11 protein-coding genes and 2 pseudogenes are annotated in these 12,428 nt (G+C 69.2%); 3 read left to right on the forward strand and 10 right to left on the reverse strand.

Annotated elements, in window-relative coordinates; genetic code table 11:
• Positions 1–91: 91 nt before the first annotated feature.
• From HNR61_RS50670 to HNR61_RS45095, 3 genes and pseudogenes are all read right to left on the reverse strand, one after another.
• Positions 92–526: pseudogene (locus tag HNR61_RS50670) on the reverse strand (amidohydrolase family protein); the annotation flags it as partial.
• An 89-nt stretch (positions 527–615) separates the two neighbouring features.
• Positions 616–1,011 carry a hypothetical protein gene (locus HNR61_RS45090; RefSeq protein ID WP_182849297.1) on the reverse strand — a complete coding sequence of 132 codons (396 nt, stop codon included), beginning with the start codon at positions 1,009–1,011 and terminating at the stop codon, positions 616–618.
• Positions 1,008–1,430 (reverse strand): DUF6463 family protein, encoded by a 423-nt coding sequence (locus HNR61_RS45095; RefSeq protein ID WP_182849298.1) that lies wholly within the window; start codon positions 1,428–1,430, stop codon positions 1,008–1,010. The genes HNR61_RS45090 and HNR61_RS45095 overlap by 4 nt, the downstream gene beginning before the upstream one ends.
• 89 nt (positions 1,431–1,519) lie before the next feature.
• Here HNR61_RS45095 and HNR61_RS45100 point away from each other — a divergent pair, with 89 nt between their 5' ends.
• Positions 1,520–2,119 (forward strand): TetR/AcrR family transcriptional regulator, encoded by a 600-nt coding sequence (locus HNR61_RS45100; RefSeq protein ID WP_182849299.1) that lies wholly within the window; start codon positions 1,520–1,522, stop codon positions 2,117–2,119.
• A gap of 399 nt (positions 2,120–2,518) precedes the next feature.
• On the opposite strand, the pseudogene HNR61_RS45105 reads toward HNR61_RS45100, so the two are convergent.
• Both HNR61_RS45105 and HNR61_RS45110 read right to left on the reverse strand, forming a co-directional pair.
• Positions 2,519–2,802, reverse strand: a pseudogene (locus HNR61_RS45105) (IS982 family transposase); the annotation flags it as partial.
• 29 nt (positions 2,803–2,831) lie between these two features.
• Positions 2,832–3,074 (reverse strand): hypothetical protein, encoded by a 243-nt coding sequence (locus tag HNR61_RS45110; RefSeq protein WP_182849300.1) that lies wholly within the window; start codon positions 3,072–3,074, stop codon positions 2,832–2,834.
• A 1,036-nt stretch (positions 3,075–4,110) separates the two neighbouring features.
• Here HNR61_RS45110 and HNR61_RS48925 point away from each other — a divergent pair.
• Positions 4,111–5,004 carry a pentapeptide repeat-containing protein gene (locus tag HNR61_RS48925; protein ID WP_182849301.1) on the forward strand — a complete coding sequence of 298 codons (894 nt, stop codon included), beginning with the start codon at positions 4,111–4,113 and terminating at the stop codon, positions 5,002–5,004.
• A gap of 158 nt (positions 5,005–5,162) precedes the next feature.
• On the opposite strand, the gene HNR61_RS50675 is transcribed toward HNR61_RS48925, so the two are convergent.
• Together HNR61_RS50675 and HNR61_RS48930 are read right to left on the reverse strand one after the other, a co-directional pair.
• A complete protein-coding gene (locus HNR61_RS50675; protein ID WP_182849302.1) occupies positions 5,163–5,540 on the reverse strand; it encodes a DNA/RNA non-specific endonuclease in 378 nt (125 codons plus the stop codon).
• Positions 5,498–5,701: a hypothetical protein gene (locus tag HNR61_RS48930; protein WP_182849303.1), complete on the reverse strand. Its 204-nt coding sequence runs from the start codon at positions 5,699–5,701 to the stop codon at positions 5,498–5,500. The genes HNR61_RS50675 and HNR61_RS48930 overlap by 43 nt, the downstream gene beginning before the upstream one ends.
• Positions 5,702–6,495: 794 nt before the next feature.
• Here HNR61_RS48930 and HNR61_RS45130 point away from each other — a divergent pair.
• Positions 6,496–8,712 (forward strand): serine/threonine-protein kinase, encoded by a 2,217-nt coding sequence (locus HNR61_RS45130; RefSeq protein ID WP_182849304.1) that lies wholly within the window; start codon positions 6,496–6,498, stop codon positions 8,710–8,712.
• Between the two features lie 1,366 nt (positions 8,713–10,078).
• On the opposite strand, the gene HNR61_RS45135 is transcribed toward HNR61_RS45130, so the two are convergent.
• The 3 genes from HNR61_RS45135 to HNR61_RS47150 all read right to left on the reverse strand — a co-directional run bounded on the left by HNR61_RS45135 (position 10,079) and on the right by HNR61_RS47150 (position 11,892).
• Complete coding sequence (locus HNR61_RS45135) at positions 10,079–10,513, reverse strand: PH domain-containing protein (protein ID WP_182849305.1); 435 nt, start codon at positions 10,511–10,513, stop codon at positions 10,079–10,081.
• Between the two features lie 538 nt (positions 10,514–11,051).
• Entirely contained in the window at positions 11,052–11,411 is a 360-nt protein-coding gene (locus tag HNR61_RS45140) for a hypothetical protein (protein WP_182849306.1), read from the reverse strand.
• A 55-nt stretch (positions 11,412–11,466) separates the two neighbouring features.
• Complete coding sequence (locus HNR61_RS47150; protein WP_220510570.1) at positions 11,467–11,892, reverse strand: hypothetical protein; 426 nt, start codon at positions 11,890–11,892, stop codon at positions 11,467–11,469.
• Between the last annotated feature and the right edge of the window lie 536 nt (positions 11,893–12,428).

A 12,428-nucleotide genomic window follows, 5' to 3' on the forward strand; every position in this document is an offset into this window, starting at 1 on the left:
ACCGCGACGGCGGCCGCGTCGACCTGGCCCGGATCTCCCGATGGAGGCTGGCGCCGTGGACGACGGGGAAAGCGCCGTGTGGCCCGTCGTTGGCGTCGGTGCCCGCCAGCACGACCACGCCGGCGCTGTGCAGCGCCGCCGTCGTCTCAGCCATGTGAGCGGCGAGCCCCGGCGCGGACGGGAGTTCGGGAGGGGTACGGCCGACGGCGGCGCGCAGCTCGGGAGCCAGGCGTGCTCCGATGCGCTCGTCGGCGGCCAGCGACACCCCAGCCTGATCGTCCAGGGCCTCGAACATGGCGAGGGTGGCCGTCACGAACACCCCCGCCTCCGCCATCCGCGCCGCGAACCGGTCTTCCTCGCCGTCGGCGAGGAAGACGTGCGTCAGCCCGTCGATCCCCGCCGCCACGGCCAGCTCGGCTCCCGCCTGGGTGGTGGCGTGCGCCACAGCCAACAGCCCCGCCGTATGAGCGGCCTCGACCAGTGCTCGGACCGTGGCCGCATCGAGGCACGGCAGCGGGATCCCCATGGCCGAACCGTCCTCAATGAGGATCTTGAGGTAGTCGGCCCCCTCGGCGACGCGGTCGCGGACGAACGCCACGGCGTCTTCGGCCGCGGTCAGCGTCGGGAACGCCCGAAGACCTCTGCCATGAACTGGCTCGGATGTCCGCCCGGCGCCGCGGCCCCCACCCCGGAGGTACGTAGGTCCGCCGCGTACGGCTTGGCGGCCTCAGCCCGTACCTGACCCAGCACGGACGGCACCGAGAACATGTCCAGCTCGGTCGTCACTCCGAACCGCAGCGCCTGCTCCAGCTTCCCGGGAAACGCATGCGTGTGGGCGTCGATTAACCCGGGAAGGAGCGTGCGACCCTCGCCTTCGACGACCTGCGCGTCACCTGGCACGTCCACCTGCCCCACGCAGGCGATCAGCCCGTCACGCACCAGGACGGACCCGCGCGGCACGATTCCTTCCCCGTCGAAGATCCGCACGTCGCGGATGACCGTGGCGCTCATGCGACCATCGCCTGACGTTTGCGGGAGGCGATCAGCAGCATGACGGCTGGAATCATCCCGAGCGCGAACGGCGAGGGCTCGAACACGGCAGCGCTCGTCAGCGCCCAGAAACCCACGATGACGCCCACATAGGGCGGTGGGACCTGGCCACGGCGTCCGTACCCGGCGACGAGCGCGCCCACCAGGCCCAGGGGGACGCCGAAGCTTCCCCAGACCATCCAGAACGCTCCCACGTTCGGGGCCGGCGTGGCCAGATCGTCGGGGTCGGGCGGGAAGAACCACAGCTCTCCCCGGAACCAGCCCGGGAGGTGATCCGCGCTGAGCAGCGCGGCAGAGGACAGGTGCAGGCAGGCCAGGAGCACCAGGATGCCGCCCGCCCACACCACGCTCTTTACGGAAACAGAAGTATCGGAATTCATGGTTCCCAATCATGATCCCGCCTCCACTCGGGCACAATGTCGACCGCGTCACATTACGGGTACATCGGTTCCGCAATAGACTGGCGCGCATGAATCAACCAGTGGGCCGCCCTCGGGAGGGCCGGGTAGACGAGGCCATCGCGGCTGCGACCCGCGCCCTGCTGGCCGAGCAGGGCTATGCCCGGCTCACGGTGGACGCGGTGGCCACCCGCGCCGGAGTGGGCAAGGCCGCGATCTATCGCCGCTACGCCACCAAGCAAGAAATGATCTTCACGGCGATCATGCACAACCTGGAGCTGGCCGCTCCCCCAGACACCGGCTCCCTGGCTACCGACTTGGCCGCGGTCACGCGCGACATCGTCGCCAACCTCGCCACCCCCCCGCCCGGAGTGGTCACCGGCCTGCTCGCCGACGTGCACGCCGACGAGGCCATGGCCGCCAAGTTCGCCGCCACCTTCGTCGCCGCCGAACGCGCCTGCGTCACCGAGATCCTGGACCGGGCGGTCACCCGCGGCGAACTTCCCCACCGCCCTGACCCCGCAGTGGTGCACGCACTGCTCCTCGGCCCCATCTTCGCCTGGCTCTTCCTCCTGCTGGAAAACCGAGGAACGCTACCGGCCCTCGCCGACACGATCGCCGCCACCGTCACTCAAGTCCTCGACAGCGCCGCCTCGCCCGAGCCCCGGTAAAGGTCGGCATCGCGACCACGCTCGCTCGCCGCGAGCTCGGCATTGGCCAGCCGCGCCGGCCCAGGCAGCCAAAGCTTGCAACCTCAGGCATGTAGAGTTTCGCTCTAAGTGATGAAGAGTGTTCTTTGCCGCCTTGGGTCGGGCTTGCCTGGTTACTTGATCCTTCCTGGATAGGCGAGCCCAAGTTCGTTGAATGCTTCGCGCCGGCCGTGGGAGCGTCGCCCCTCGATGAGACGGGCGAAAGGGTCGTTGTGCCTGCCTCGGCGGAGCGGTTGGCGAGCCGTTCGCGGGCGCGTTTGTCCTCGAAGTGGCCGCGGCTCTTGGCGACCATGCATAGCTGGTAGTTGAGGCTTTCGATGCCGTTGATGGGAGAGAGCAGCTTGCGCACCGGCGGGCTGGTCAGTGGTCGTAGGCGATCAGGGAGCGTTTGACGGGTGCGCCGATCAGCCAGTTGTGCCAGATGGCGGCGTTGAGCGCTACGGTGCGCTGGCTGATGCGGGCCCACAGCCCCTCGGTGGTGCGGGCGTGGTGGCGTTCCAGATCCAGCTGGTTCTTCAGCGTCCAGATGACCGCCTCGATGCGTTGCGCAACCAAGACGGGGACACCTGGCCAGGGGCAGGCTCGGGTTCGTCGTGGCGGTGCGGGCGGACCAGCACATGGCCCAGCCGGGCCGCGGCCGCCTGACCGGCGGCAAGACCACATTGTGTTTCGGTCAGCCGGCGTGATTGCGTAGGACGCGCAGCAGGTCCTGCCACTGGCCGTAGGTGATGGTCAGGATCGGCCTAGCGGTGGTCGGGAGCATGCCGAACGGCGGCATGGCGGCAGCAGCACCGATCCGGGCTGCCCGCTCGCCGCCTTCCCGGCGCACCGCCACCACCGTCGGTGCCCTCCTCACCTGGGGCACCGGATGCTTCACAGACATGTGCGACCTGCCCCCGAAGAACGGAACCAGCACCAGCTGTGGTTCGTGCCGATCCAGTACTGGGGAATGGGCGGCGCTGCCCCTGGCCTCTTCCAGGTCGTCAGCTACCTCCTGTCTTAACAGGCCAAAGGCTTTCCGCCCTGCGGAGGTGGGGGCGGGCCCGCAGCACCCGGTGGGATGATCACGGTTTGACACCGGGTCCGGCGGGACACCGCCCACGCCCTGCTCTTACCCCCGTACGCCCTATGTTCCACGCGGCACGCCCGCCGACCAGGACGCCGACCAGGACGCCGACCAGGACGCCGGCCGGGTGGCGCGTGCGGTGGTTGCCGCATGATCTCGCCGCACACCCGGTGGTGCTGAACGCCTAGGGTCGCTGAGCACCACCGGGTGGCGCTCTCCGTGGGCGCGTCCTCATCGGTGCTGGGACACCTGGCGCCGAGGCGAGGGGCGCTGAACAAAGAACGCGCCCACGGAGGCGACCAACCGGCCAGACCTCGGGTGCCAGACCTCGGCCCTGATCCCCCACCAGGCCCGCGTGGCACCGGGCTCGACCGGTCAGCGCCCCAGAACCTAACCCTGTCGAACCCTGCCGATCGGCAATCACGCGCCGCCTGCGACCAGCGGTCACGGTCTCGCGACAAGCGGTCGCAATGGTCCTGCCCGCCCCAACACACGCCAGCGCCGGACAAGAACCACCCGCCGCCACGCCCGTCACGCACCGCTATCGCCGCTGGTGAGACGGGCCTGCGGGGCGAAGCCGTCGGGAGGTTCCACCACACCTTCTGTTTTCACATGACGACAAAACCACCACGCCCAACCCTCCGGAAGCACGCTCCGGCGACCGGCGACACCATCGTTTCGGGTGCAGAGATCTCACCGCAGAGGAGGCCACCGCACACACCGGGAACGCGAGCAGGCTTCACACGGGATGCGGGGTTGGCATGGGCGCTGCTGTCCGGCAAACGATCTGCATCGCGGCACATCAGCCAGGCGTCCAACCGGTATGAGCGCTACGCCCCCGCCCCCCGACCCCGCCTCCCAGCCCGACCCCGGCTCCCGCCCCGAGGTGACCTCACCAGCCGACCCACCGGCCGCCCCGCCTGCCGACCCGCCGGTTGAGGGGCGGTTGCGTCCTCCTACCCAGGAGGAACTCGATCAGTTGCCGGTCCGCGACCGGCTGGAGCTGCTGGAGCTGCAGCGCCAGCGCCGCGACGCCCGCCGACACAGCCGCCATCAGTGGTTCAACAGCTTCGGGATCGCCTTTGGTGTGCTGTTCACCGCCGCCAGCCTGATCAGCACCTGGCTGACCTTGCAAGCCACCAAGGAAGGCCAGATCACCGACCGCTACACCAAGGCCATTGAACAGCTGGGGTCGCCCAAGCCTGAGGTGCGCATCGGCGGCATCTACGCCTTGGAGCGGCTGATGGTTGACTCCGACCGGGACCGGTTCACTGTCATGCCGGTGCTGGCCGCCTACGTGCGCAGCCATGCCCAGGACAAGCCGCCAGTCGGCTCTGACCAGAGCCGACTGGCGGTCGATGTCGAGGCGGCCCTGAAGGCGCTCAGCTCTTCCGGCTATTACTGGGATCTGTCTATCAACCTGCGCAACGTCGACCTGCACGGCAAGAACCTGAGGGGGACGTTGTTGTACCGCGCGAACCTGGCGGAGGCGAACCTGCGCAAGACCAGCCTGAATCTGGCGGACCTACGCCGTGCGGAGATGGGCGGAGCGGACCTGCGTGAGGCGAAGATGTACGGGGCAATCCTGAGGCAGGCGAGTCTGGCCGGGGTGGATCTGCGCGGGGCGGATCTACGCGGGGCGGATCTGTTCAAGACCAACCTGAGTCAGGTCAAGTGGAACAACGCTGACCTGCGTGGAGCCGACCTGCGTCAGGCGCGTGGGGTGCGCGCTGAGCAGGTTCGTCGGGTGGCCCGCACCGACCGCCACACCCGGTTCTGAGCGGAGTCGCCCGCGCACCGGGCTGGCCGAAGCAGCGGGACGGCCAGGCGGCCAGGCCGGTGCGCCCAAGGTGACGGCCAGGCGACGGCCTGGCCGCCGCAGACCCGTTCGGGCTTCCACCGGTGGCGGCCTGGGGTGGGGTGGCGCGGCTCTGTGGATCAGAGGCGGTCAGCAGCCGCTGCGGGTGAGTTTGGCGCGGGTCTCGTTGTGTAGGCGGGTGTAGCCGGCGGGCTGGTAGGTGGTGTTGTGGAAGGAGGCGGTGAAGGGTACGGCGGGGTTGCGGGTGGGGGAGCGTGTCGACCTGGATGCGGGTCGGGACCCATGGAGGTGCCGGTGGGGTAGGTCAGGGTGATGGTGTAGCCGGTGGCCGCGGCGCGGGTCAGGCAGCGTTTGGCGCCGTTCTCGATGGCCTTCATCAGTCCTTGGTTGATCTGGTTGCCCTGCATGGGGGCCAGGTTGTAGTGCTCGGATGCCCCGCGCAGGGTGGCGGTGATCAGGTGGCCGCCCTGGTAGCCGGGCGGTCGCCAGGCGCCCACGGTGGTCTTGCACGGTGAGCGGGTGAGGTGCGTTGGGACAGGGTGGTGACGCTGGCGCGTCGGGGGCGGCCGATGGCGTCGGTGCGGTAGGTGCGGTGGATGGCGGTGTAGGCGGTGTTGGGCGTCAGGTACTGCACGCACGGCACCTGCGGATACCGCAACGCCCACCCCTCCGGTGCTCGGGCTGACTCTCCCGCTGGTCCTCCTTGCGGTGTGCGCAGCCTCGCAGCCTGACCGGTGACCTGCCCGATGGTCTGGCCAGTGGCCGCAGTGGGGACGGGGGCGGCGTGCACGGGGGCGGCGATCGCCGCCAGCAGACCCGGGGGCAGCAGGGCCGCAGACAGCAGGGCGGTGCCGGTCAGGGTGGTGGGGCGCAGGCGCCTCAGGGGTCCGTTCCGTGGCGAAGATTCTCCACTATCCGCAGTCGTTTGACCGCTAACGGTAGTGAGGGTGGTGTCGGTGAGGCGCTTGCCGCCCAGGTCAGGCTTGTATGACCGGTGATGCGCCCGATACTGCCTGGCGCCCAGGGCTCACGACCGCCCTCTGGGCCTGCCAGCCCTACCGGCGCGGCCGGTCTGGCAGAGCTGCTGCGCACGCGCAACGCCCCAGCGGGTCAGCAGGAAGGCGGGCCTCTGGGCACCGTAGCTCCGTCCCAGGCCTGTCCGCCGGTTGGCGGTGACTTTCAGCGTTTGATGTCGCCTGATCATCAGCGCTCTTTGCCATGCGGGCTTGGCTGTAACACTGGTGAACGGCTGACTCGCCCTGGTTCGGGGTGGATTGGGGCGGGGTTCAGCGTAGGTGGCGGCGTGCGTAGGGGTCGCGCTCAGCAGTAAGCGGGTGGGGGTGGTCGGTTCGCCGCTGAGCAGATAGAGGCCGATCCGGCGTGCGGGCCGAAGGGTTCGGTGGAGGTGAATTTCTCCGGCATGTACCGGTGCGCCGGGCTAGGTTGATCGTCATGAGGGCTGGGGAGATGTTGGCGGGCCGGTACCGGTTGGAGCGGCGTCTGGGCCGTGGCGGGATGGGCGAGGTGTGGGAGGGGTTCGACCAGCGTCTGCGCCGCCGGGTGGCGGTCAAGATGCTGCTGGCCGAGCTGCTGGCCGACGAAAGGTCCACCGCTGTGCTGCTGGCGCGTTTCCATCGGGAGGGGGAGTCGGCCGCACGGCTGAACCACCGCAACATCACTGCCGTCCATGACCTGGGTGAGCACCGACAGGACCGGGGCGACGGCATCGAGCGGATTCATCCGTTCCTGGTACTGGAGTTTCTGGACGGCCGTGACCTCAAGTCGGTCCTGGAAGAGCACCCGGGCGGGCTTCCGGTGCAGGACGCCTTGGAGTACGGGGTGCAGGCGTGTGAGGGTCTGGCCGCCGCGCACGCCGCGGGGATCGTGCACCGCGACATCAAGCCCGCCAACCTGATGGTCCTGGATGACGGCACCGTCAAGATCTGCGACTTTGGGGTTGCCCGCCTCCAGGACAGCACCGCCGGTCTGACCAGCGAAGGCTTCCAGCCGGGCACGCTGGCCTACATGGCACCCGAGCAGCTCGACGGCCGCCAAGTCGACCACCGCGCCGACCTGTATGCCCTGGGCGCCACCCTGTATCACCTGCTGACGGGCCGGACCGTCTTCCCGGCCAGTGACCTGCGCGCCCTGATCGCCATGCACTTGGCCAAGACCCCTGACCCGCCCAGCACCCACCGCCCCGCGATCCCCCGCCACCTTGATAGCGCCATCGCGGGCTTGTTGGTCAAAGACCCCGACCAGCGGCCCACCTCAGCCGCCGAAGCGGCAACCCGCCTGCAGACCGCCCCCGCGCCGCAAAGCCCCCACCTGGCCCAGGCTCAACGCATCGTGTTGTCCATCACCGACTCCCACGAGCAGATGCGAGCGTTGTCGCAGGTCGCACGTGCGGTGGCCGCGCACGATCCGACTGAGGCCGAACGTATCGCCCGTTCCTGTCCCGATCCCGCCAATCGGATGTGGGCGTTGCGGGATGTTGCCAGGGGGGTGGCGATACGCGATCTGCCCGAGGCCGCACGGATCGCCCGGTCTTTCACCGATCCCGACCAGCAGGCGCGGGCGTTGAGCGATGTCGCCAAGGCGGTGGCCGCGCACGATCCGGCTGGCTCTCATCCCTTGCTGGTCCAGGCCCAGCTCCTCGCCCGGTCCCTGGATGCCCTCGACAGACAAGCGATGGTGTTGGCAGAGGTCGCGGACGCGGTGGCCGTGCAAGATCCGGCCGAGGCTCAGGCCCTGCTGGCCCAGGCCCAACACATCGCCCGTTCCGTCACCGACCCCGACCGGCAGGCAGCGGCGTTGGCCAGGGTCGCGGGTGCCGAGGCTGCGCATGATCCGGCCCGCGCCAAGCGCATCGCCGACTCCATCACCGACCCCGACATCCGCAAGTGGGCATTGAGGGAGGTCGCGGAGGTGGCGGCCGCGCGTGACCTGGCCGGTGCCGAACGCATCGCCCGCTCCATCACCGACCCCAATATCCGCAAGTGGGCATTGAGGGAGGTCATAGAGGCGGCGGCCGCGCATGATCTGGCCGGTGCCGAGCGCATCGCCCGCTCCATCACCGACCCCGACCAGCAGGCACAGGCGTTGAGGGATCTGACAAAGGCGGCGGCTGTGCATGATCTGGCCGGTGCCGAGCGCATCGCCGGCTCCATCACCATCCCCTTCCATCAGGCAACGGCCCTAAGGGACGTCGCGAAGGAGGTAGCCGCCTACGATCCGGTCGGTGCCGAACGCATCGCCCGCTCCATCACCGCTTCCCATCTGTCCTATCTGCAGGCGTGGGCGTTGACGAATGTTGCGCAGGCGGTGGCCGCACATGATCTGGCCGGGGCCGAGCGTATCGCCTACTCCATCACCGATCCCGACAAACAGGCAGCGGCGTTGGCCAGGGTCGCGGGTGTGGTGGCCGCGAACGACCCGGCCCGCGCTCAAACCCTGCTGACTCAGGCCCAGCGCATCGCCCGTTCCACGCTCGCCCCCGACGATCACGCATGGGCGTTGGCCAGGGTCGCGGGTGTGGTGGCCGCGCATAACCCGGCCGACGCTCAAGCCCTGCTGGCCCAGGCCGAACGCATCGCCCGCTCCATCACCGACCCCGACCAGCAGGCACAGGCGTTGAGGGAAGTCGCAACGGCGGTGGCGGGCGGCTAGTTGTTCATCCCCTGGCGGACAAACCCAGGACATCCTCCTCGGCGGGCCCCGGGAGCCCGGCCCCACCGCGCTTGGCCTCCGCAACGTTGGAAGGTGTCACCTTCAGGACTTCGTGTCCGCGATGATCCCGCGCCACCGCCGAACGCCACCCCTACGAACGCCGCCGCCCACACTAAACGCTGAGCCCTCCACTGGATCAGGTCGCCCGCCCCCGCAACGCTTCGGTTGACCCCGTACGACAAAGAGCACTGATGATCAGACGACATCAAGCTCCGGAAGTCACAGGTTGGCGGCTGTGTCGGCCAGTGCGCAGTGCTATCCAGAAAACGCACCGTTCGATGACAGGCTCCGGGCGGGAGAGGAACGTGGTGGGTAGGGCCGCCGCCGACTCTGGCGGTTGGCGGGGTCCTGGTCACACACGGCCGCCGTGCCCCTCTTGGAGGAGCGGCCGGAGGGCCGGGTGTGGGCGACGGGTCGTCCCGCGCCCCACAGCAGGCACGACCCGTCTTGCGGAGGGGAAGGCAGGGCCCATGACCGGCCTGTGGGGCAGGAACACCGGTCAGGGCCCTGTCTGCCGCCCCCATGCGGGCCGTTGCCACCCTGCGCTTGAGGGGGAGTAGCGCCGGGCGCGGTGGTCCGCTGAGCCCATCCTTGCCCCGCTCGGCCGCCCTGACCACCGACAGTGGGAAACCGGTCACCCTCACACAGACAGGACTGCCCCCATGCCGCGGAGTCTTCTCACCTGTCGCCAACGGACACCGCCCGGCGGGCCGCCGATCGCCCTACCAGGCCCTGTCGGTGTGCGGCGCACACCATCTGTGTTTTCCCTTGCCCGGCCACGGCTGGTAGGGGGCCAGCCGGTTCCCGCCTTCCTGCGGCGGCCCCCCACAGGCGGTCAGCCGGCACGCGGCCTGATTGCTGGAACGCCAGAGGGTGCGTCAGGGCTGGCCTCAGGTGACGGGTAGCTACGCAAGGACGGATCCGCAGGTCAGGACTCGGCTCGGTCAGGATGATCGAGGAGTCGGGATACCCGGGTCGGGCAGCAGGTCGGCCAGAGCGGTATGGATGGCGGCCCGGCTCACTTCGCGTGCGTCACCTGGTACACGCGATTGAGTTCGCCCAGCTCAGCAGGAGCGCTCTGAGAGATGTGGAGCGACTTTCCCTAAATCGTCGGGCATGGGTGATCGTGCGCGGTCAGTATTGATCCGGATTTGTAGGGCGTGTGGTGGCTTGGCTGCCCGTTTCGCGAGAGGGCCGAATGCCGCGTGGCTCGTGTGCTGGACGAGGACGAGCTCGTCGGGAACTGGACGCTGGTCGGGGACGAGCTGGATCAGCTGTCAGGCGGGCGGGGCGCGACGAGCCGCTGTCATGTCCGCTCACGCTGTTGCTGCCAGATACGCCGCAGCTCCTCGAGCTTTTCCTCTCCGGTGCTGTGGGCGTCATCGAGAACGTTCGGGAGGCGGATGCGCTGGCCGTCGACCAAGTCTGCCACTGGCAGGCCATAGTTGTCCTTGCCGATCGCCCGGATCTGCGGCCAAGGAGTGACCCTGGCGCGCAACAGCCTTCGAGTCACAAGGTGAGAGGGGCGAGCACTGGTCAGAGTTCGCCAGCCGAAGCCGTTGACCACCAGAATCGTGGCGATGGTCGGCAAGGCCAGCGCGAGACGGGCGGCCCAGGGGACCGAACCATCTGCGAGGATCTTTGCCAGCAAAGGAACGCCGCCGGGCAGAGTGAGGCCCAGAGCGCCCAGGCGGAACCTCCATGGCGCGCGGTAGGACGGGTACCACGATGTATCGTTCATATCCAGCTCTGCCAGGGAAGCGACCAGACAACAGCATTATTCATGCTGTTCGCGCCTTGACGTCGGTTCTCAAGCGAGACCTGAGCCTGGCCGGGCGGTGTTGGGGCAGCGGGAAGATCCGGCCGGGTATTAGCGCTTAGCGCTAGTCCGCAGGTCGGCAGGGGTGTTTCTCGGTCAGGTTGATCGGGGTGATGGGACGCTCTGGTCGGACAGGAGGTCGCCCAGAGCGGTCTGGATGGCCGCGCGACTTACTCTGTGGGCGCGTGCGAGCGCTGCGATCGAGGCACCCTGGTCGGTGAACGCCGACCATACCTGCTCTCGCTGAACGCCGGGCAGCGCGGGCGGCCTCGGTAGCGGCCTTCGGCTTCCGCTGCGGCGATCCCCTCGGCGGTCAGCTCGTTCTGCAGCTCGCGCTGGAACTGGCCGACGGCGGTGATCACGTTGATGAGCAGGGCGGTCGATGGCGTCGCCTGCCGCCAGGTCGTGGACGTTCGACAGCGGCCCGGACAGCACCCGCAGGGCGACGCCGCGGGCCTGGTCAGTCGCAGACAGCGTGGATGTCGACCAGGTCGCGGCAGAGCCGAAACAGCTCCGACACCGTCAGGACGTCACCCGGGTGCACGACGGCGGCGATCGAGGCTAGGTCCTCATACCCCAGGTCCCCGGAGACGAAGGTCACCGTCTGAAAGGCGTCGATCAGCGTCTCCAGCGCCAGGCGGGAGGCCAGTTCGTCGGCCGGGTCCCAGGCGTGGACGTGCAGCTCTCCCATGAGCTGAGGCAGTTTCTGCCCTACTACCAGGTGTTTGTACTCAGGCCGGTCGAGCCTGCCCATCTCGGTGATCATCTCGTTCAGCGGATGGGCCTTGTCCACCGCCGGGGCGGTCACGGTGTTGGTCATCAGGACCGCGCGGACGGCGGGGATGGTGGCGTGCGGGCCTTCAGCAGCTCAGAGGTCAGGTTCTGTGCCGGGCTTGAGGATCACGGCGGGCGACATAGTCGGCGACGGCGTCGATGCCCGGCCGCGCATAGCGCTCCAGCGAGCGCACCGAGGCATGCCGGGAACGGGCCAGCCACGTGGGCATGTTGGTGCCCTCCTCGGCTTCGTGGGTGAGCGCCGAGTGCCGCAGCTGCTGGAGCGTCCACCCGCCCAGCAGCACCGGCTCGACGGCGTCGCGCACCTGCGGATGGGCCAGCGGACGCGTGGCCGCCTCGAGAATCTCGGCTGCGCGCCGGTCGGACAGCCGGGTCCGCCCCGTCACCAGGCACACGTCCAGGGCCGGTACCCCCGCCCGCGCTCTGTGCTGGGTGAGGAACACCGACCCGCGACCGCGCAGGATCCGGGCAGCAGCCGGGCGGTCCTGGACTGCCAGTGAACCCACTCGGTCGCGCCGCCCTTGGAAGTCACCCACGCCCGCTTCTCGGGCAGCAGCAGGCCCTCCAAGTCCAAGGTGAGGATCTCCTCGGCGCGCGCACGTCTCGTGGAGCATCTTCCACAGCGCCCTGTCGCGCACGTCGGTCTTGACCTGGAACAACGCAGCGATCTGATCGCGGCTCAGCGCCCGGGTCCGTCCGGCGGTGCGGGCCGTCGCTCGATCGCCAGCACCGGGTCCCCGCCAGCCAGCCGCACTGCCGCCACCAGGTGATGGTGGCCTTCATCGCCGACAGCTCCCGGTTGGCGGTGTCGGCATCAGTCGTCGCCACCCGCACCGCAAACGCCGCGGCCGAGACCTCGGCGGCCGCCGGGCCATCCAGGAGCGCAAACGGGACCGGCGGCGGCTGCTGGCCGGCCGCCAACCACGCCCAGGTGCTCAGCAAGATCCGGTAGGTCCGCTTGGACGACTCGGCGATCCTCGCCGAACGCAGGTAGACCACCCCCGCGTCCTGGTAGTCGTGCGGCCGGTCGAGCCCGAGCGGA

It is taken from the genome of Actinomadura kijaniata (assembly GCF_014138665.1).
Lineage (GTDB): Bacteria > Actinomycetota > Actinomycetes > Streptosporangiales > Streptosporangiaceae > Spirillospora > Spirillospora kijaniata.

Excerpts from the sequence above, each read along its gene's own strand:
- HNR61_RS45130 (WP_182849304.1), top strand. The coding sequence starts at position 6,496 with ATGAGGGCTGGGGAGATGTTGGCGGGCCGGTACCGGTTGGAGCGGCGT.
- HNR61_RS45140 (WP_182849306.1), bottom strand. The coding sequence starts at position 11,411 with ATGACCAACACCGTGACCGCCCCGGCGGTGGACAAGGCCCATCCGCTG.
- HNR61_RS45095 (WP_182849298.1), bottom strand. The coding sequence starts at position 1,430 with ATGAATTCCGATACTTCTGTTTCCGTAAAGAGCGTGGTGTGGGCGGGC.
- HNR61_RS45100 (WP_182849299.1), top strand. The coding sequence starts at position 1,520 with ATGAATCAACCAGTGGGCCGCCCTCGGGAGGGCCGGGTAGACGAGGCC.
- HNR61_RS45135 (WP_182849305.1), bottom strand. The coding sequence starts at position 10,513 with ATGAACGATACATCGTGGTACCCGTCCTACCGCGCGCCATGGAGGTTC.
- HNR61_RS45090 (WP_182849297.1), bottom strand. The coding sequence starts at position 1,011 with ATGAGCGCCACGGTCATCCGCGACGTGCGGATCTTCGACGGGGAAGGA.